14 protein-coding genes and 2 riboswitches are annotated in these 21047 nt (G+C 52.7%); of the genes, 9 read left to right on the plus strand and 5 right to left on the minus strand.

The features are described from left to right. Positions 1 to 83: 83 nt before the first annotated feature. Positions 84 to 227, minus strand: a complete 144-nt coding sequence (locus R70331_RS31785) for a hypothetical protein (RefSeq protein ID WP_167336675.1) — start codon at positions 225 to 227, stop codon at positions 84 to 86. Positions 228 to 513: 286 nt separating this feature from the next. On the opposite strand from R70331_RS31785, the gene R70331_RS30225 reads away from it, so the two are divergent. Next, positions 514 to 3627, plus strand: a complete 3114-nt coding sequence (locus R70331_RS30225; protein ID WP_052418875.1) for an EAL domain-containing protein — start codon at positions 514 to 516, stop codon at positions 3625 to 3627. 86 nt (positions 3628 to 3713) lie between these two features. On the opposite strand, the gene R70331_RS01570 is transcribed toward R70331_RS30225, so the two are convergent. Next, positions 3714 to 4808, minus strand: coding sequence for a GGDEF domain-containing protein (locus R70331_RS01570; RefSeq protein ID WP_042172277.1), 1095 nt, complete (start codon positions 4806 to 4808; stop codon positions 3714 to 3716). Positions 4809 to 5022: 214 nt separating this feature from the next. Further along, positions 5023 to 5122, plus strand: a riboswitch (purine riboswitch). 91 nt (positions 5123 to 5213) lie between these two features. On the opposite strand from R70331_RS01570, the gene R70331_RS01575 reads away from it, so the two are divergent. Together R70331_RS01575 and R70331_RS01580 are read left to right on the plus strand one after the other, a co-directional pair. Continuing rightward, positions 5214 to 6656: an NAD(P)/FAD-dependent oxidoreductase gene (locus R70331_RS01575; protein WP_042172281.1), complete on the plus strand. Its 1443-nt coding sequence runs from the start codon at positions 5214 to 5216 to the stop codon at positions 6654 to 6656. A gap of 157 nt (positions 6657 to 6813) precedes the next feature. Continuing rightward, entirely contained in the window at positions 6814 to 8331 is a 1518-nt protein-coding gene (locus tag R70331_RS01580) for a methyl-accepting chemotaxis protein (RefSeq protein WP_052418876.1), read from the plus strand. Positions 8332 to 8478: 147 nt separating this feature from the next. Here the strand turns inward: R70331_RS01580 and R70331_RS01585 are convergent, their stop codons facing one another. Beyond that, the gene (locus R70331_RS01585) at positions 8479 to 9063 is read right to left on the minus strand and encodes a nucleotidyltransferase family protein (RefSeq protein ID WP_331281496.1); all 585 of its coding nucleotides are present in this window, start codon (positions 9061 to 9063) and stop codon (positions 8479 to 8481) included. Positions 9064 to 9304: 241 nt separating this feature from the next. Here R70331_RS01585 and R70331_RS01590 point away from each other — a divergent pair, with 241 nt between their 5' ends. The 5 genes from R70331_RS01590 (at position 9305) to R70331_RS01610 (ending at position 14879) form a co-directional block, all read left to right on the plus strand. Beyond that, on the plus strand, positions 9305 to 10909 hold the full coding sequence (locus tag R70331_RS01590; protein WP_197071438.1) for a LytS/YhcK type 5TM receptor domain-containing protein: 1605 nt from the start codon (positions 9305 to 9307) through the stop codon (positions 10907 to 10909). Further along, on the plus strand, positions 10906 to 11634 hold the full coding sequence (locus R70331_RS01595) for a LytR/AlgR family response regulator transcription factor (RefSeq protein ID WP_042172283.1): 729 nt from the start codon (positions 10906 to 10908) through the stop codon (positions 11632 to 11634). The genes R70331_RS01590 and R70331_RS01595 overlap by 4 nt, the downstream gene beginning before the upstream one ends. A gap of 122 nt (positions 11635 to 11756) precedes the next feature. Next, a complete protein-coding gene (locus tag R70331_RS01600) occupies positions 11757 to 13019 on the plus strand; it encodes an L-lactate MFS transporter (protein WP_156131057.1) in 1263 nt (420 codons plus the stop codon). Between the two features lie 298 nt (positions 13020 to 13317). Continuing rightward, positions 13318 to 13929, plus strand: a complete 612-nt coding sequence (locus tag R70331_RS01605) for an RNA polymerase sigma factor (RefSeq protein WP_042172285.1) — start codon at positions 13318 to 13320, stop codon at positions 13927 to 13929. Further along, a complete protein-coding gene (locus tag R70331_RS01610) occupies positions 13890 to 14879 on the plus strand; it encodes a hypothetical protein (protein ID WP_042172288.1) in 990 nt (329 codons plus the stop codon). Before R70331_RS01605 ends, R70331_RS01610 begins: the two co-directional genes overlap by 40 nt. Before the next feature lie 997 nt (positions 14880 to 15876). On the opposite strand, the gene odhB is transcribed toward R70331_RS01610, so the two are convergent. Beyond that, positions 15877 to 17193: a 2-oxoglutarate dehydrogenase complex dihydrolipoyllysine-residue succinyltransferase gene (gene odhB, locus R70331_RS01615; RefSeq protein ID WP_042172291.1), complete on the minus strand. Its 1317-nt coding sequence runs from the start codon at positions 17191 to 17193 to the stop codon at positions 15877 to 15879. A 55-nt stretch (positions 17194 to 17248) separates the two neighbouring features. Continuing rightward, on the minus strand, positions 17249 to 20116 hold the full coding sequence (locus R70331_RS01620; RefSeq protein WP_042172294.1) for a 2-oxoglutarate dehydrogenase E1 component: 2868 nt from the start codon (positions 20114 to 20116) through the stop codon (positions 17249 to 17251). Between the two features lie 471 nt (positions 20117 to 20587). After that, positions 20588 to 20673: riboswitch (cyclic di-GMP riboswitch) on the plus strand. Between the two features lie 27 nt (positions 20674 to 20700). On the opposite strand from R70331_RS01620, the gene R70331_RS30890 reads away from it, so the two are divergent. Then, positions 20701 to 20853, plus strand: a complete 153-nt coding sequence (locus tag R70331_RS30890; RefSeq protein ID WP_081947430.1) for an anti-repressor SinI family protein — start codon at positions 20701 to 20703, stop codon at positions 20851 to 20853. Positions 20854 to 21047 lie beyond the last annotated feature (194 nt).

Below are 21047 nucleotides of genomic sequence, written 5' to 3' on the forward strand. Positions count from 1 at the left end.
TTATTGTGATTATACCCCATTACACACTGGAATCAAAAAAAACCGCACCCCCGTAACACGGGAATGCGGCATCAGTATTACTGCTATCTGGTTTGCAGACAGAGGATATATTGCAGTCGGGACTTAATTTCCTTTTGCCATTTCAGGTCTCCGACTTTAACGGCAAGATTGAGCAGGTCCAGATAATCGTCAACCTGTAGTGCTGTCCGGGTAGTGGCTGCGTTCATGGGTGTTCAGTCTCCTTTGACTCAATATAGTGAAGTGAATGAATAGTTTGAATTTAATAATGATAATCATTATCACTGGTTAATGTTATTATCCACATTCTGCCCCCAAAAAGCAATACAAATTTAAAGGTTCTATCTGTATTTCCGAAAAAAGCGGTCCTAAAACAAACGCAGTTGCACATTTTATCACAATTAGCGGGAACCCGGCAGGAATCCTACCATATTTTGTCGAATGAATCTTGACTACCAAACCCCTAGCCGATTTTTGGGAAGAAGGAGATTTGCGATGAAGCGGTGTAAATTTTTGCTTCTGATTAGCATCTTGCTTATGCTGGCACCGCCTGCTGCCGCTCACGCTGAAAGACAGGATATTAAGTACCAGGCAGAACTCGATTATCCGCCGTTTAAGTATATTCAGAACGGGTATCTGACCGGGTTCGATATCGACCTGACTAGCATGATTTTTGAAAAACAGGAGTATAAGATCCGCTACACCACTGGAGACTGGGAGCAGACGATCAAGCTGCTGACAGCCGGGGAGATTGACACCACCGGACTTATGGCTGTAACGGAGCAGCGGAAGAAGGATATTCTGTTCTCCACACCGGTATTTAAAAGCTACATCTCCGTATATTCACGGCAGGCGCTCAAGGACAAAGTAACGCTGGACATGCTGGCAAATTACAAGGTAGGCGTAGGCAAAAGCCAATATACCGCAGCTTTGCTGCAGAGTAAGGCGGGAATCTCCCAATACATAGAATACCCCACTGTACCGGATGCGCTTAACGCACTTGAAAGAGGCGAGATTGACCTGCTGTTTGAAAATCAGGGGGTTGTCGATTACCTGATTGTCGAACGCGGCCTGACCGGTAATATTATCCGCAAACTAAGCAATCTGTACCCGGTGGATGTGGCTTATGGTGTCAGCACCTCTTCTCCGGAGCTTGTTCCCTACATAAATGCAAGGCTGAAACGGCTGCAGCGGTCAGGGGCGTTCGAGGAACTATACCAGCAGTACTTCTTTACTCATTCTGCAGGCTACAATGCCATGATTAATGACCGGATCATCTTCGGTATTGTAATCGGCCTGTGTATTCTTCTTTTCGGGGTCGTATCCATCAGAATGTATATCCGGCGGCTGAGAAGGACGATTTATGAGGAACAGGAATTTTTTGAGGATGTAATTGAGCATACCGGGATGATTGTGTGGGCGGTAACCGGGGATCAGCGGACCATGCGCTTTAACCGGTTTGCAGAGAAGATGACCGGACTGAAGGAAACTGAGGTGCTGGGCAAGAAGCTCGGCGAGCTGCCGGAGCTGAATGGCGGTGTCTCACTGCTCCACGATCTGCTGAACCGGGCGGTCTATCAGGATTTTGTCAACAATGTTGAGCTGAAGCTTCCTGAGCATTCGCCGGAGGCGAGGGTTTTTTCCATCCGCACCACACTGATCAAAGGAATGGATGCCCAGGATGAGGATGTCTACCTGCTGGTAGGGCTGGATATCGACGACTGCAAGCAGAATGGGCTGAAGCTGCAGCTTAGCTACGAGGAACTGGAATCTACATATGAAGAGTTAACAGCGACAGAGACAGAATTACAGGAGCAGGTATACAGGCTGAGTGTAAGTGAGCGCCGCCTGCGCCTGACATCTGAGGGGTCCGGTGCCTATATGTGGGAGCTGAACTGGGAAACCGGGTTCTACAAGCTCTCGGAACGCTGGTATGAGGTCATGGGATACACAGAGGATGAGGTTAACGGGTTTGAAAAAGGAGTTCTCAGCATCATTCATCCGGAAGACCAGGAATCAGCGAATAAGGCAAGAGAGGCGCATCTAACCGGCGAAACTCCGATTTATGAGACCGAATACCGCATGCGTACCAAAGACAACCGCTATATCTGGTTCGAAGTCCGGGGCAAGGCCATCGTTGATCCTACAGACAAGCTGAAGCTCTTCAACGGCTCGCTGATTGATATCAGCAGACGCAAGCAGGTTGAATTCAAGCTGAATAACAGCTATCAGGAGCTGGAAGCCACCTATGAGCAGCTTACGGCGACCCAGCAGGAGCTTGTAGAGCAATATGATATGCTGCTGGAGAATCAGAAGCATATGCACCGGCTGGCCTATATGGATTCGCTCAGCAATCTGCCTAACCGCATCTCCCTGCTTGAGGCAATGGAGAACTACTTCCGGAGGCCCGGCGGTAAGGCGGCGCTGATGTTCGTGGATACCGATAATTTCAAATATATCAATGATACGCTGGGCCATAAATCCGGGGATATTCTGATCCGCAAGGCAAGTGAACGGCTCCAGTCGCTGCTCCAGGGCAAGGCGATGCTCTCCCGGCTTGGCGGCGATGAGTTTGTGGTCTTTATCGAGGATGCGGACGAGCGTGAAGCGGTGCTCAATCTGGCAGAGGCTATTATGCGCGCTTTCCGCAGATCCTTCCTGATCGGAGAGAGCAATCTGTATGTGTCTGTCAGCATCGGCATCTCCTTCTATCCGGAAGACGGAGAGACAACGGAAGAGATTCTTAAGAATGCCGACGTAGCAATGTACCGGGCCAAAGAAGAAGGCAAGGGCACCTATGTTATCTACGACAAATCGATGCACACCCCGTTTAATGAACGGATGCATATTGAAAAGCACCTGCGCAGCGCAATGAACAATAATGAATTTGAGCTGCATTATCAGCCGCAGGCAGATATCAAAACAGGCCGGATAACAGGATTTGAAGCCTTAATCCGCTGGAACAGTCCGGTGCTCGGATTCGTATCGCCGCTCTCCTTCATCAAGATCGCTGAGGATTCAAGGCTGATTATCTATATCGGGGAATGGGTGTTGCGTGAAGCCTGCGGTTTTATGAAGAGTATTCATGAACGCACCGGCAAGCTCTACAAAATCTCCGTCAATATCTCTATCATTCAGCTGCTGCAGGATGACTTTGTTGAAGTGGTGCTGGACAGCCTGCTGGAAAGCGGGCTTACGCCAAGCTGCCTGGAGCTGGAAATTACAGAATCGATCTTTATGGAGTCGTTTGAGAGCACAGTCAGTAAGCTGGAATTCCTCAAGTCGCGCGGTATCCGGATTGCCCTCGATGATTTCGGAACCGGCTATTCCTCCCTGAGCTATCTTCAGCAGCTGCCGATCTCTACGCTCAAGATGGACAAAATCTTTATCGACTCCCTGGCCGATCAGGCATACAGCGAATCCTTTGTTCAGACGATCATTGTGCTGGGCCATAAAATGGGGCTGGATGTAGTAGCCGAGGGAGTGGAGGATGCCGCCCAGCTGGCGTTCCTTCACGAATCAGGCTGTGATAAGGTGCAGGGCTATCTGATCAGCAGGCCCGTACCGCCGCGGGGAGTATGGGAGCTTCTGGAGCAGCTGCCCGGCTGATAAGCACGAAGCCGGCGAGGCTTACATACATAAACGGATCTGCATACTGTGCAGATCCGTTTTATTTTACTGTACATAAGAATGGATTATTGCAGGACAATCCGGTTTTTACCCGTTTTCTTGGCTTTGTACAGCGCGTCATCTGCCTGCTGGAAGGTATCACTCTTGGTATCGCGTACCGAGAACTCATGCATGCCGATGCTTACGGTAACAGACTCTCCGTTCATCTCTTCAACCGGCATCGTGGCTATGCCTATCCGGATCTGCTCCATAATACTGTATGACTCATCCAGCTGCTTGGCAGTCAGGATTACCACAAATTCCTCACCGCCGTACCGGGCGGCGAAATCATCAGTGGCGATATGCTTCAGGACAACAGCGGCGACCTGCTTGAGCACAATATCTCCCACCCAGTGTCCGTACTGGTCATTCACCTTCTTGAAATTATCAATATCAAGAACGGCAAGCTGCATCGGAAACGGGTTATTCTGCTGGTGGTCAATCAGCCAGCCTAGATATTCGTGGAAGGTTTTATGATTATACAGATCGGTCAGCGGATCAATCTTGGACAGCCGGTCCATGATAATATTCTGGATACGCAGGTCCTGCTCCGACTTCACAGAATCCTCCAGGGACTGCATAAGATCCTTCCCGCGCCCGATTACTCCGAAGCCGGCCAGTGAGGTTCCGGCAAAAATCAGGGCGATCATAATATGCTGAATCCGCAGTGTATATTCGTAAACCGGAGTGTTAATGAACAGCATAACAGTATAGAGCAGACAGATCAGCGAGGATGCCTTCATATAGCTGCCCTTGAGATAAATCATAGATACCAGCAGAGGCAGCAGCATGATAAGCGGCTTGACCTCATATTCGCTGCTGAGATTGGTGATAATCAGGATGGCGTAGATATGGCTTGCGGCGACAATCGCAAATTCCGAGAGTACGGGCCTCCATTTATAGATGGACTCCAGAGTGAGGATCAGGATGAGGATGACGGAATCAGGTATCAGTATATGGATGACAAAATATTGTCTGTCCGTAAATTCAGGTCTATGGCCCCACATGGATAGTGAGATGAAAAGCTGACTTGCCAAATATACCAGCAGAACCATCCAGAAGGTATTGAGGAGTACCCGGTTCCAGTAGCTTTGGCGAGGAGTTGGCGGTGGGATGTGCATAAACATTTCCTCATTTCCAGTGGCAATATCACTATATATTCGACAAATAAACCGCTGATCCTCCCATTTCCTGTGAAGATTATAATGTTCGTGTTTCGGTCAATTACATGCACTTATATACTTTATAATGTCTTTTTTACACTAAAAACACGAATTATATATGCGGAAACACCTTGACACATTCGGGTGATTTCTGTAGAATTCCTATTGGCTCATAAAATAAAGTGAAGCTGTTCGTATATCCCCGGAGATAAGGTTTGGGGGTTTCTACAGGGAACCGTAAATTCCTGGCTACGAATAGGGTGCGTTTTGCATACCTATGAAGAGTCGGGATTTTTTTGTGTGTAAATCACAGAAGCGGCGGCAGAAAATGCGGCGTTTCTTCCTGGGAGGACAAGAGAACAGATGAGTAAATATGATGTGATTGTTGTAGGGGCCGGCCCGGCCGGAATCTTTGCCTGCTATGAACTGACCCGTAAGGCACCGGACCTGAAGATATTGCTTGTAGATAAAGGCCATGACATATACCGCCGCAGCTGCCCGATCCTTGAAGAGAAAATCAAGCTGTGTCCGCCGGCATCCGGCCGCAAGGAATTTGCAGGCTGCCTGCCTGCTTGCTCCATTACGGCAGGTTTTGGAGGCGCGGGCGCTTACAGCGACGGCAAGTTCAATATAACAACGGAATTCGGCGGCTGGATGACGGACTACCTGGCACCATCAAAGGTGCTGGAGCTGATCGAATATGTGGATGCCATTAACCTTGAGCATGGCGCTACCCCGGCCATTACCGATCCGACGACGGAAAGCATCCGCAGCATCGAGCAGCGCGGTTATGCCGCCGGTCTCAAGCTGCTGCGTGCACAGGTACGGCATCTTGGCACCGAGCAGAATCTCGAAATTCTTAAATCCATATATGAATATTTGAAAACACGGATTGAAATGCTGTTCAAGACCGAGGTTCAGGATATTGTTACAGTTAAGGAGAACGGCTCCCACCGCATTACCGGAATTACGCTGAAGAACGGAGAAATCCATGAGGCGGATAATGTAATGATCGCCCCGGGCCGTGACGGCTCCGCCTGGCTGACTGAAGTGCTCAAGAAACGCCGGCTGAAGATGTACAATAACCAGGTTGATGTCGGGGTCAGAGTCGAAACCTCCGATGTGGTGATGCGCGAGATCAATGAGCATCTGTATGAAGGCAAATTTGTGTTCAATACCTCTGTCGGCACCCGTGTCCGGACGTTCTGCAGTAATCCGTCAGGCCACGTTGTTGTAGAAAATCACAGCGGGGTTATGGCAGCCAACGGACACTCCTATAAAGATCCTGCGCTGGGCTCCAAAAATACGAATTTTGCTTTGCTTGTCTCGCATACCTTTACAGAGCCGTTTGACAAGCCGAATGAATACGCCCGGGAAATTTGTAAGCGGGCCAATGATTTATCTAACGGCGGTGTAATCGTCCAGAAGTACGGAGATATCTTGCGCGGGCGCCGTTCTACAGAGACCCGGATTAAGGAGGGGTTCCTTGAGCCGACGCTGAAAGAAGCAGTTCCGGGCGATCTCGGTCTGGTCCTGCCTTATATCACCATGAAGAGCCTGATCGAAATGGTAGAGGCGCTGGAAAAGGTAACACCGGGCATTGCTTCCGAGCATACGCTGTTCTACGGTGTGGAAGCGAAGTTCTATTCAGCCCGCCCTAAGCTGACAGAGCAGCTGGAAACGGAGATTTCCGGATTGTACTGCGGCGGGGACGGCGCCGGAATTACCCGCGGACTGGCCCAGGCCGGTGCCGCCGGAGTGTGGATTGCCCGCGGAATGCTGGAGCGGGCGGCGGCTCACGTCTAATATTGAAGCAGACTGATTAAATAACGGGCTGTCCTTTGATGCAAGCTATTGCAGAAGGGACGGCTCTTTTACTTATGTGATGAAAATACTTCCTTTATTTAACTACGCTGATATAATGTTAGAATACATAACATAATAGAGTGGAGTGGGAGTATAAATGCGGGTTCACCGGAGTAAAAATGTCCTGGTCGTTCTGCTGTTGCTGACGGTTGGTCTGTACGGATTGTGGATTGAGATCAGCTGGCTGCATAGGCTGGTGTTTCTGGTGCTGGCGGCAGCGCTTGGCGGGCTCGTATGGAATACATACCGCGCCGGAATTTATAGAGACAGACAGCTGGAAGAGGCCAGGGATCAGATTGAACGGCTCGGCAATGAGATTGTTGTTACCTCAGACAGGCTCCACGGCGCGCTTGAGGAGATCAGCCGTCATACAGAGGGGCTGCAGCAGACAGCAGATTATTCCCATGCCTACGAGATAGACCTGCAGATCCGGAGCAATGAAGCCAAAGCTAACATTGAGGGGGCTTTTGCGACAATGGGCGGTGCGGCTGAAATGACTGCACAAATCAGTACGCTGACAGAGCGGCTCGGAGCAAGCATGAATGATGCCAGCCGGGGCATGGCGGATATGGTCGGCTCACTCAAGAATACAGATGAGGTTATGGCTGAGCTGCAGCAGAGAAGCGGCGATATGCTGGATGAGTTCACTGTACTCAGCGGCCATATTGCTGTGGTGGAGGAGATCAACTCCTTAATTGTAGGGATTGTGAATGAGACCTCTCTGCTTGCGCTCAATGCTTCCATTGAAGCAGCACGGGCCGGAGAGCAGGGGCGGGGATTCGCTGTGGTTGCTGCAAGAATCAGACAGCTGGCAGACCAGAGCAGAAGCTCGGTAGAACGCTCGTCAGAGGTGCTGCTGGACATTAACAGCGGAGTCCGGCAGGTGCTGGACTCCGTGGCTAAAGAGCAAAAGGCAGTCTCTCATGGTGTGCATGAGGTTGAGACGGTGAAGCTTAGGCTCTCCGATGTGTCAGCCAGAATGGAAGAGGTCGGAACTGCAGTGATTGATACGGTGGCTGCAGCCTCCCGGCAAAGCGGACTTATCGAAGCGGCAGCCGGTGAGTTGAAGGGCGCTGTCGGTATTGTCAATGAAACGATCGCCGGAGTTGACCTGACCCTTGAGCAGGTAACGCGGCAGAGATCACAGATCGGCCAGCTTAATGAGATCAGCGCGAGCCTGCTGAGTGAGTCTCAGGCTCTGCAGCAGTCGGTGAGCCAGATAGCCGGAGGAAATGCTGTCACAGCAGACGGGTATACAGGGCGTCTGGAGGAAATGCAAAAGGTGCTGCAGGAGCTTTCGGCCAGACAGGAGCTGTATGTACCAGATTCAGCAAACCACGGCAGTGTACTTACTGCCTGTATGAAGCGGGTGCCGGAGGTGCAGGCGATCTGGTCTAACCGTACGGACGGGACGTTTATTTTCTCCGAGCCTGCAGCCGGACTGATGAATGCGAAGCGGCGGGAGTGGTGGAGCGGAGCGATGGCTGAGGGCGAATATGTCTCCTCGCCGTATGTCTCAGCCATTACCAAGCGTTCCTGCATCACCCTGTCGCGGGCAATTAAGAACAGCCAGGGAGATACGGTTGGTGTAATCGGGATTGACCTGGCGGTATAAGGCACCCGCAGCTGCAGGCCGGTAGCTTTCCGGCGGTGCAGCGGGAGAAATGAATGGACGCGCGTTGATACAGCAGCAGCTGTTCCCCTAGGGGAGCGGCTGCTGTTTTTCAGCTGGCAGAGGAAAACATCCGCAGACCGGTTAGCTTCACGGCGCAGTAATAATCCTCAGCTGAGGCCATACTGCCTGCCAGTTCTTTTTGGTGATCCGCTGCGTGTAGACCTCCTGTAAATACGGGTCGGAGCTGAACCGGGGGGAAGGCCTGACCACAAGACCGATAACATCGCTGATTCCATGTGGGGCAGCCAGAAGCAGCTCACCCTGCGCAGTAAGGGCCAGCCCCAGTGCGGTTGCCGTTTCCGGGAAGTTAGCCATTCCGTCTGAAGAGGAATTATATGGCGGAAGGCTGTTAACGGTATGCATCCTGGCCTGATTCTTCACGGACCACGGAATCGTACTGTCTAGTTCCCGCAGCCGGGCTTCCAGCAGCTTTTCCGTCTCTTCCCGCAGATCAGCCGGATCGTAATAGATAACATCCACATCGGCAAGCGGCGTTCTGCTGTTGAAGCCGAGCTGGATATCCCATACCTTGGAGCGTACAAATCCGGCGCAGACCCAGCAGTCCGGCAGTCCGAGGGTGCGAACAGTAGCAAGTATATCCATCATCCACGGGTCTTTTTGTACAGCCTGGAGCAAATCCTGTTCATTTGTAATTTCATTAGTAATCGGCAAAATAATAAAAGCACCCCTCTAACATGATTTGGCCTCGCAAAGAGTCGGCAGGCGGTGACAGCCATTCTTTTATTATAAGACTTAATGCGGCAGTCGAATATGCGGGAAGCGGCGATGTCAGATTGCTAACAGGAAGGGGCAGACTCTATAATGAACCTTTAGATTGACCTTTGGAGGCGTGAACGTGCACTATAATTTGACGATTCTGCTGCAATTGTTTGAGCGGGCGGCGCTGCTGCTGATGTGCCTGTTCGTGCTGACCCGGCTGCCGCGGTTTAAAGAGATTTTTATAAAAGGGGCATATGCTCCGCAGGAACTCGTTATGGTGACAGTAGTGTTCAGCCTGTTTGCCATATTGGGGACGTATACCGGAATTAACGTGGAAGGCTCACTCGTGAATGTGCGGATCATTGCCATCGTAGCCGGCGGTATTCTTTTCGGACCCTGGGTAGGGCTGATTACCGGACTGATCTCGGGCATTCACCGGTTTCTGATTGATATCGGCGGTGTTACTTCGGTGCCCTGCCTGATTACCAGTATCACAGCCGGGGTAGTCTCGGGAGTGATCTACAAGCGCACTTCGCCGGACAAACGCTGGATTGCCGGTATTCTGGCCGGTATGGCCTGTGAAGCGCTGACGATGGTGCTGATCCTGGTGATGGCTAACCCGGCTGCGCTTGGTGCGGATATCGTATCGAAGATTGCTTTTCCGATGATTGCCGGTCAGATCTGTGTTGGCTTCATTGTCATGCTGGTGCAGAGTGTAGAAGGGGAGAAGGAACGGATCGCTGCTAAGCAGTCCAAGCTGGCGCTGGATATTGCCAATAAAACGCTGCCGTATTTCCGGAACATTAATCCCCAGTCGCTGCGGATCATCTGTGAAATTATCAAGGACGATATCGGGGCTGATGCCGTAGCCATTACCGATACCGGGCATATCCGCGCTTATGTCGGCGTTGGTGAGGAGTACTACACCGAGACAGACGACATTATCAGCGAGGAGACGAAGAAAACAATCAGCAGCGGAGAAATTACAATCCGTGATGATGATACGGAATATATGAACCGGGCGATCCGCTCGCTGATCATCATTCCGCTCAAGGAGAAGGGTGAGGTGACCGGGGCACTGAAGATCTATTACACCAAAGCCCACAAAATTACCTATTCCCTGCAGGCAATGGCTGTCGGTCTTTCGCAGATGATCTCCACGCTGATGGAGGTATCCCGGGTCGAGGGGATCAAAGAGATGGCCAATAAGGCGGAGTTGAAGGCGCTGCAGACCAGCATCAATCCGCACTTTCTGTTTAATGCGCTGAATGCGATTGCTTCCTCCATCCGTATCGATCCGGGCAAGGCACGGGAGCTGATCGTCAATCTGTCCGGCTATATGCGCTACAATCTCGAGCTGTCGGGCGAATTCATTGATATCCGGCGTGAGCTGCAGCAGGTTCAGCAGTATGTGGAGATTGAGAAGGCGCGGTTCGGCAGCCGGCTGGCGGTAGAGTATGATATCGACGAGGTCGAGGTGCGGATTCCCAGCCTGATTATTCAGCCCCTGGTGGAGAACGCAATCGTGCACGGTATTCTGAAGGCGAAGGGCCAGGGCACAGTAACTATCTCGGTAAAAGACCAGGGTAAGGCGGTGCGGGTCGGCATTGCCGATACCGGGGCCGGGATCAGTGAGGAGACGATTGAGCGGGTCTACAGCGGAAGTATGCCGGACAACAGAATCGGACTGTACAATGTACACCAGCGGGTGAAGCTGATTTACGGCCAGGGTCTGACTATCCGAAGGCTTGATAAAGGGACGGACATTTATTTTGACGTCAAAAAGGAGCAGCGATGAGAGCGATAATTGTGGAGGATGAGGAGCTGGCCAGGCAGGAGCTGGCTTTTCTGATAGGAACGCATAGCAGCATCCGGATTGCCGCCGAATTTGAGGACGGGCTGGATGCGCTGAAATATCTGCAGACTGAAGAGGTTGATGTGATTTTTCTGGATATTAACATTCCCTCTATTGACGGCGTGCTGCTGGCCCAGAATATAAGCAGGTTCTCCGTTAAGCCGTATATTGTATTTATTACCGCGTACAAGGAGCATGCCGCCGAGGCCTTTGAGATTGAAGCCTTTGACTATATTCTCAAGCCGTACAGTGAAATACGGATTAAGGCGATGCTGCACAAGCTGGAGGGAGCATTTGCGGCGCGCGGGCGGCAAGGCGAAGAAGAGCGCGTCAAGCTCAGCGATAAGGTGAATCTGTGGAAAAATGAAAAGATCATCGTCGTCGATGCCGACGAGATCTATTATGCTTCGGCGCAGGAAAAAACGACAAGCGTAATCACTAAGGGTGAAGAATACAGCATGGCGCTCAGCATCAGCGAATTTCACAGCCGGCTGCCGCAGGACCGCTTTTTCCGTTGTCACCGCTCTTATCTTGTGAACCTGTCCAAGATCAAGGAAATCACCCCCTGGTTCAACAATACTTATCTGCTGCGGCTGCGTGATCTGGATGCTGAAGTGCCTGTAAGCCGCGGCAAGGTGAAGGAATTCAGGCAGATCATGCGCCTCTAGCGGCAGTTCATTCCCTATTACCGTCATCTCATTCCGGATTTCTCTCAAGAAAGCGTTATTTCGCTACAATGAGGAGGCAAAGAAGACCTCAAGCGACTTCAGAGAGAAAGAAGGAATCATCCATGACTACAGCTATGCCAGGCAACAAAAAATGGCTTATCGTTCTAGGCACAGTCATCATGCAAATGGGACTGGGCACCATTTATACATGGAGTTTGTTCAATGCACAGCTTGTCAGCAAGTTCGGATGGGAGCTCAGCTCTGTTTCAATAACGTTTTCCATTACCAGCTTTGCCCTGGCCTTCGCGACATTGTTTGCGGGGAAGCTGCAGGACCGGTTCGGCCTCCGCAGACTGACCGCTGCTGCAGGGATTATGCTGGGGCTTGGCCTGATCTTAAGTTCGCAGGCCAGCTCCCTCCCGATGTTTTATCTGCTGGCTGGCGTAGTGGTGGGTTATGCGGACGGAACCGCGTACATAACCTCGCTGTCCAATCTGATTAAGTGGTTCCCTAAGAATAAAGGGCTGATCTCCGGGGTGTCCGTCGGAGCTTACGGTACGGGCAGCCTGATCTTCAAATATATTAACGGCAGCCTGATTGAGTCTCAAGGAGTATCCGGTGCTTTTCTGTACTGGGGCATCATCGTGATGATCATGATCGTTATCGGCTCCATGCTGGTGAGGGAAGCTCCAGTTCCGGCTCCGGCTGAGGCACAGGCTGTCTCTGGCAGAGCGGCGGCAGCAGGTACAGCAATACCGGCCAAAGACTATACGGTAAAAGAAATGCTGCGCACCAAGGAAGCTTATCTGCTGTTCGTCATCTTTTTCACGGCCTGCATGAGCGGTCTTTACCTGATCGGTATTGTGAAGGATATCGGCGTGACACTGGCCGGCCTGGATGTGGCCGCAGCTGCTAATGCCGTAGCGATGATTGCCATCTTCAACACGGCCGGACGCCTGATTCTCGGCGCATTGTCCGACCGGATGAGCCGGCTGAAGCTGCTTAGTATTACCCTGGCTGTAACAGCGGCGGCAATGTTTACCTTAAGCTATGCCACCTTGAACTACGGCCTGTTCTTCACCTGTGTAGCGGCCATTGCCTTCTGCTTCGGAGGCAACATCACCGTCTTCCCGGCAATCGTCAGCGATTTCTTCGGACTGAAGAATCACAGCAAGAACTATGGTGTTATCTATCAGGGCTTTGGAATCGGTGCATTGTCCGGATCGTTCATCGCAGCGCTGCTCGGCGGGTTCAAGCCTACCTTCATCATCATCGGTCTGCTGTGCATCCTGGCCTGCCTCATCGCAGTATCCCTGAAAGCGCCGGGACAAAGACAGCCAAGAGAAAAGGGAATGAGCCTGAAGCCTTCACGGCCTACGGCTTGACCATATATAGCAACATGTCGGCTTAAGAAGGTTACACACAAAGAGAAGGCTGCTTATATAGAGCAGCCCAAAAAGAGATATTTGCTTCCGTGTATGCGGAGGCAGGTATCTCTTTTTGGCATGTTTACACTTTGGGGAGGACTGGGGAGCAGGGGGGCGAAATGCTATAACAGGGGCAGCCAAACGGATCAGGATGAAAACGGATGATGAGGTTCCATTTACATAGCTGAAAATAATTTACCGGAGACAGGCACTTTTTGGAGAGGCCAGGTGTTATAGAGGTATACATGGAAAGGAGGTGCTGGCAACGTCACAGGAGCATTTGCACGATAAGGAGCAGGTGGAGGCTGTAGTCGCGCAGGTCCAGCAGGGCAACAGGGAAATCTATGCCTGGATCGTCGGACAGTTTCAGCAGCCGCTGTACCGTTACTGCTGCCGTATGCTGGGTAATCAGCAGGATGCTGAGGATGCAGTGCAGGATATTCTGGTCAAAGCCTACCAGGCTATCGGGCGGTACAAGCAGGAGGTCAGCTTCTCCGCCTGGCTGTACCGAATTGCGGGCAATTATTGTCTGAATCTGCTGCGCCGGCGGCGGATGCAGGAGCGCATTCTGCGGCTGTTCCGGCCGGAGACGGTGAGCGTAAGCGCGGAGCAGCAGATGGAGGCGCGGATATTCAGCCCGGGTCTGGGAGAGGCACTCGGGCTGCTGACACCGGAGGAACGGAATATGCTGGTGCTGCGTGTTTTTGAGGAGCTGACCTTTCAGGAGATGGGACAGATTCTCGGCAGCAGTCCCAATGCGCTGCACAAGCGGATGGAGCGGATTAAGCGGAAGGTCAGGAATGCGATGAAGACAGAGGAGGAGATCTCTTGGAACGAGCCGGAATCCATAGCGGGCACCAAGATATAAAAGGAGCTGCAGTCCATGAGGAGCTGCTGCCTGGTATTAATGTGACAGATCAGGTCATGACACGTATCCGGGAAATGGAGCCGGTACGGAGACGCAGCGGAATCCGGTTTGCCGGCAAAACAGCTGCAACCTCAGGAATGCTTGTTGTAACGCTGCTGATTGCAGCATCAGCATATGCAGCATCGGAGTATATTCAGGTCCGCAATAAGGCGGGCGAGGTTAAGATACAGCATTTTGTAAACACAGAAACAGAAGAGGAGCGGTTAGCGAAGGGGGTATCCTCTTACTACAAGTATGAGCAGAAGCTGATGAATTTTGCTAAGCCGGGTGAGCAGGTTGCTTATTTTGTTAGAGGAGAGCCAGTCTCGGAGGGTACAGGAAGCAGGCTGCAGTTGGCATATAAGGAGGAGCGGATCACTGAGTATTCTGCATTCCTTAATCAGATGAAGGCTAAGAGCTCACCTTTGGTTCTGCCGGAGACAGCCGGAGGGTATGATCTTAAATACGGGGTAGTACAGCCGCTATATCCAACCGTGGACGCAAGAAATAACGACCCGGCCTATCAGCAGACATTGAGTGAAATGACCGGAGAAGCCCAGAAGGATAAGACGCGTAATTTATTCATGAAGGTGATACCTTGGACCGAAACCGGAGCGCTGAGTGCACAATATATGAAGGGCGGGGCATTCATCAATCTCTCGGCTTTTATGATGAACGGCGGCAACATGACGGTTCCTCAGAAGCCTGCGGATAAAGCGGAGAAAATCAAAGTAGAGGGCAGGGAAGTCATCTACAATTATATTGATTACCAGCCGAAGTCGTTTTTTTACCTGACATGGTACAATGAGCCGAAGGACGCCTATATTCAGCTGAATTCCTGGGGCGACCGGGTGCTGACGAAGGAAAAGTTGCTTGAGCTGGCCGGGGAACTGATTAAGGGCGGGTTGTAAGCGGGAGAGTTGAACGGCTTGTAGAGCTGTAACATAAATAGGGTGAGGGTAACCCGGTTCCGCTTGCAGCGGGCCGGGTTATTTGAATTCAGCGCCCGCCTGATGGATACAGCGGGTACAAGAGGTGGGGAGGATGCGGCTAATGAAAGGGAAGGCCGGAGGGGACTCCCCGGGATTGGCTGCTGGCGGGTGGAACGGGTGAAATGAGTGGTTAGAATGAGGCGGTTTAAAGGGGAAAATCCCTTTCAGTGGGCACGTGGCAGATGGAATGGGGCAGTTTAAAGGGAAAAATCCCATTAAATAGGCTCGTAACGGTTGGAATGGAGTAGTTTAAAGGGAAAAATCCCTTTAAATAGGCTCGTGTCGGTTGGAATGGAGTAGTTTAAAGGGAAAAATCCCTTTCAATGGGCACGTGTCGGGTGGAATGGGACAGTTTAAAGGGAAAAATCCCTTTCAATGGGCACGTAGCGGTTGGAATAGGGCAGTTTAAAGGGAAAAATCCCTTTCAATGGGCACGTAGCGTTTGGAATGGGGCAGTTTAAAGGGAAAAATCCCTTTCAATGGGCACGTGTCGGATGGGATAGGGTAGTTCAAAGGGAAAAATCCCATTAAATGGGCACGTGTCGGTTGGAATGGAGTAGTTTAAAGGGAAAAATCCCTTTAAATAGGCACGTGTCGGTTGGAATGGAGTAGTTTAAAGGGAAAAATCCCTTTAAATAGGCTCGTAACGGTTGGAATGGGGCAGTTCAAAGGGAAAAATCCCTTTAAATGGGTACGTGTCGGGTGGAATGAGGCAGTTTAAAGGGAAAAATCCCATTGAGTTGGCTGTTGGCGGGAAAGTGACGATGAGTAGAAAGGGAGGCAGGAACATTGGATGTTCCTGCCTCCCCTTGTGGTAGAATGTATAGCTGCCGGTCTGTTCAGAGGACGTTTAGTTGATATGAACAAACACGGTATTCCGGCATCCCGCCCTGAAACCTCCGTTGCTGCTGGAGGCTTATCCTTCCAGCAGCAGCGCCTCGGGATCTTCCAGCAGCTCCTTAACCTTGACGAGAAAGCTTACTGCCTCCGAGCCGTCTACGATCCGGTGATCGTAGGACAGGGCGATGTACATCATCGGCCGGTTGACGGTGGTTTCTTCGTCCAGAGCGATCGGACGCAGCTGGATCTTATGCATGCCGAGAATGCCGACCTGCGGAGTATTCAGGATTGGCGTGGAGAGCAGAGAGCCGAACACGCCGCCGTTGGTAATTGTAAAGGTGCCGCCCTGCAGCTCCTGCAGGCTGAGCGTGTTGGCACGGGCCTTGGAGGCCAGCCCGAGAATCTGGCGCTCAATTTCCGGGAAGCTGAGCCGGTCCGCATCGCGGACAACAGGGACGACCAGGCCTTCCTTGGCGGAAACAGCGATGCCGATGTCATAGTATTTCTTGATCAGCAGCTCTTCGCCGTCAATCTCTGCATTCAGCAGAGGATAGGTCTTGAGTGCGCCGATCACGGCCTTGGTGAAGAAGGACATGAAGCCGAGTCCGACATCATGCTTCTCTTTGAAGGCATCCTTCCGCCGCTTGCGGATGTCGAGGATTGCCGACATGTCCACCTCGTTGAAGGTGGTCAGCATCGCCGCCGTCTGCTGCGCCTCGACCAGGCGGCTGGCAATGGTCAGCCGCCTGCGCGACATGCGCTTGCGCTCTACGGCTTTGCCGTCCTGCGGCGCTGCATTAGCCGCAGCGGGCTTGTTCGCCGCAGCCGGCGCGGTCTGCGGCGCCGGTGCCGCTGGCGCAGCGGCCGCCTGGCCGGCTGCGCCGTGGCCGTTCACATCGGCCTGGGCAATCCGGCCGATGGGGTCGCGGGCAGTGACCTCGCCGAGGTCGATGCCCCGCTCCCGCGCAAGCTTGCGCGCCCCCGGCGTAGCCAGGGCCGCAGTGCTGCCGGCCGCGCCTTCGGGAGCGGCCGGAGCCGGTGCAGCGGCAGCGGGTGCCTCCGCTGCCGGAGATGCAGCAGCAGGCGCAGCGCTGCTGCCCCCTTGTGCGCTGCCGCCAGCGCTGCTATCCGCAGCCGCGCCACCTCCAGCAGCCGCGCCGGCACTGCCGATCACGCCGATCGCTTCGCCGACGGCGACATTCTCGCCCGCCTGGCGGAGGATGGCGGAGATCACGCCATCCTCCTCGGCGCTGATCTCCAGGTTCACCTTGTCGGTCTCAAGCTCAGCCAGCACATCCCCCTGGCCGACAGTGTCCCCTTCTTTTACCAGCCACTTGTAGATCGTTCCTTCGGAAATGGACTCGCCCAGATCGGGTACTTTAATTTCGGACACAGGCCGTTACCTCCCTAAACTTCATAGTTTACGTTATGATGACACCGTCCTCCGGTCAGGAGGACGGTACAGGCGCTTGTACTTGCGAGTTCAATTTCAGGGCTTCTGTAACTATGCGGCGCTGCTCGAAGGTATGGACATCCGCATATCCGCTGGCCGTGCTGGACCGTTCCGGACGGCCGATATACCGTACGCTGACCTGCTGCGGAGAGATATCCCGCAGCCGGGATTCGGCATAGCTCCAGCCGCCCATGTTTTTGGGCTCCTCTTGTACCCATACAATCTCCTGCAGAGCACTCAGGCTGTTCAGATGTGCCGCCAGCTCGGCCTGCGGGAACGGATAAAGCTGCTCCAGCCGGAGAATATGCAGCCAGGACCAGTCGCGGCCGCCTGCTGCTTCGAGCTCGGTCTGCAGGTCGATAGCCACCTTGCCGCTGCAGATAACCAGACGCGTAACCTCAGCCGGCTTGCTGCCCAGCAGCGGCTCAGGAAGCACAGCCTGGAAGCTGCCGGAGGCAAGCTCCGTTCCCGGGGATGTGCTGCGCGTGTTGCGGATCAGGCTCTTCGGAGCCATGATGACCAGCGGACGGGCGTCCGGCTGCCCGCACAGGGCGGCCTGGCGGCGCAGCAGATGGAAATACTGCGCGGCGCTGGTCAGGTTCGCTACCGTCCAGTTCTCTTCAGCAGAGAGCTGCAGGTACCGCTCCAGCCGGGCGCTGGAATGCTCCGGCCCCTGGCCTTCGTAGCCGTGCGGAAGCAGGATCGCGAGATTGCTGCGCTGTGTCCATTTGGCCCGCCCGGCGGAGATGAACTGGTCAATGATAACCTGGGCGGCATTGGCGAAATCGCCGTATTGGGCTTCCCAGATTACAAAGGTATCGGGCGCAAAAACATTATAGCCGTACTCATATCCAAGCACCGAGGCTTCTGATAGGGGACTGTTGTAAACCCCGAAGGAAGCGCGGGAGGAGCTGAGCTGATGCAGCGGTGAATGAAGAGCTCCGGTCTCGCTGTCATGCAGCACCAGATGGCGGTGGGCAAAGGTGCCGCGCTGCGAATCCTGTCCGCTGAGGCGGATCGGAGTACCGTCCTTCAGGATCGTCCCGAAGGCCAGCGTCTCGGCCAGAGCCCAGTCGACCCGTTCCCCGTCCTTCAGCGCATCCTTGCGGCGCTGGAGAATCCGCGCAAGCTTCGGATATACCTTGAAGCCTGCAGGTGCAGTCAGCAGCTCGCTGTTGATCTCCTGCAGGGTGCCGAGCGGAACGGCTGTAGAGCGCGGAGCTTTGGATTCTGCTTCAAGCACCACCGATGTTTTGGAGTCGCCATTCTTATGCTTGCCGGCCTTCATGGCTTCAAAGGCAGCCTGCAGTACGCCTTCCGAGTCGGCACTCATCCGTTTTACATCTTCCGCTGTAAGAATCCGTTCACTCTGCAGCCGTTCGGCATACAGCCTGTAGACCGTCGGATGATTGCGGACTTTACCATAGACAACCGGCTGGGTTGTCTCGGGATCATCCATTTCATTATGTCCGTGGCGGCGGTAGCCGATCAGGTCAATTACAAAATCCTTTTTGAACTGATTGCGGTAGCTGCTGGCCAGACGGACGGCTGAGATGCAGGCTTCCGGATCATCGGCATTAACGTGCACAATCGGGATTTCATAGCCCTTGGCCAGGTCACTGGCATAATGGGTGGAGCGTGAATCCTCACTCTCCGTAGTGAAGCCGATGCGGTTATTGACGATAATATGCACTGTACCGCCGTTCTGATAACCCTTCAGTTTGCCGATATTAAGGGTTTCCGCGACAATGCCCTCACCGGGAAATGCGGCATCGCCGTGCATCAGCACGGCCATAGCCTTGCTGGTATCCAGCTTAGGCAATCCCGGAGTGCTCCGGTCCTCCTGAGCTGCGCGGGTAAAGCCCTCGACTACCGGGTTAACGAATTCCAGATGGCTCGGGTTGTTGGCCAGTGTAATCCGGGTGCGTACCGTTTCCCCATGCCGCACAGCCCGGTCTGCGCCGAGATGGTATTTGACATCCCCGGTCCAGCCGTAATTGATCCCCATGGAGCCTTCGGAAGGGAACAGCTCTTTATTAGGAGAATGATGGAACTCTGAGAAAATAATATCATAAGGCTTACCCAGAATGTGAGCCAGTACATTAAGCCGTCCGCGGTGAGCCATACCCATGAGAATATGCTCGGCACCGTCGTGTGCGGCAGCACGTACAATCTCATCCAGCATCGGCACGAGCGCATCGTTGCCTTCAAGGCTAAAACGCTTCTGGCCGACAAAGGTTTTGTGCAGGAAGGTCTCGAACTGCTCCACCTGAATCAGCCGGTTCAGCAGCTCCTTGCGCTCTTCGTTATTCAGCGGAGCCGGGGAACTCAGTGACTCAGCCTGGCTGTTCAGCCAGCGCAGCTCCTTCTCATCATGCACATGCCCGAATTCGTAAGCGATGGTCTGAGTATAAGCCTGCAGCATCCGCTGTACCGCATCCCAGGCAGTTTTGACGTCTGCGGGCGCATTCTCCCAGATGAGCGAGGCGGGCATAGCTGTGAGATCTTCACGGGTGAGATCATAAGTCCGGAAGTCCAGCCACTGGGCCATCGGGTTCTCTCCGCGGTCAAGCGGGTCGATATTGGCGGCGCGGTGGCCATGTATACGAATATTAGCGATCAGTTTGGAGGCTCTTACAGCCTTCCGCAGCCATTCGGCATCTCCTGTTACAGCGGGCGGCGGAGCCTGCTCGGGTAACGGTGTCATCGGTGGAGGCCCGTTAGTAGTAAAAAGATCGCGGTAATTAGGTTCTACTGAAGAAGGATCCTTGATAAATTGTTCGTACTTGTCTTGAATATAGCCCAGATTCGGTCCGTGATAACTGCTCCAAACGGATTCATTATAGGGTCCTTTGGCTGCCATGAATACATCCTCCTAACGGATGAACCCCACATGCGCCAGAAAAACACCAGCGGCTGGTGGGGCTGATATGTTTGCGGTTACATTGCACCTCTATTGTGCTACTTTAGAGCGTGCTAATCAATTCATACTTTGTGCTGTACCGTTCGCAAAACGGTATGATTCAGGCGGGAATTCATCCAGAACCACTATAAATGCAAACAGCTGATTGGAGTGATGGGAACGGGGTGAAAGAAGTCTATTTCTTTTCTGGGAGAATGGTCCGGAAGCTTCAAAAGATTCAGGGCATAGCGCACAGTTTTCATATAGTTTAATCAAAATACTACAAAATGAATCGTTAATTCCGAAGATATTCCCTTAAAATATTTCCAATAATCGACACACTTTGTTAGATGGATGCTATATAATGTTATTGCAGATAGCGGTTTCATACATCTATAAGCTGGTATTAGCCAGATCCTTTCTTGTAAAGGGTCCAGTAAAGGGTAAACCTGGACGAAAGACAGGGGCACAAAGTCTCGGATCTAATGTAGAAATACTATGATGGCCGGACTGCCTGGGGACGTATAATCTTAGGAGGAGATTTCTTGGATAAGTCCAACCAGGGCAATGACAGAGAATTACAGACGGGTGATCTGGATCTGGAATGGGTGTATTTGATGATGGCGGCCAGACAGGCCGGCCTCAAGGCGGAGGAGATCCGCCGGTTTTTGAGTGAAAGGGCTTTGCAGGCGATGTAATACAGAGGGTCATCCGGATGTTACATACAGAGAAGGGCACAGCGAAAGCGGCTGTGCCCTTTTTTGAATAATCAGAATGCCGGGGTCCCCGCAAAGTAACTGCGTCAGCTTCCATGTTAAGGCCCCACCTGGTGGGGTTATTTTGGCATGTCAGAAAGAATATAGTGGGGTTGCTTTGAATGTCAGGGGATAAC

This window comes from Paenibacillus sp. FSL R7-0331 (assembly GCF_000758645.1).
In the GTDB taxonomy this organism is placed as follows: Bacteria; Bacillota; Bacilli; order Paenibacillales; family Paenibacillaceae; genus Paenibacillus_AQ; species Paenibacillus_AQ camerounensis.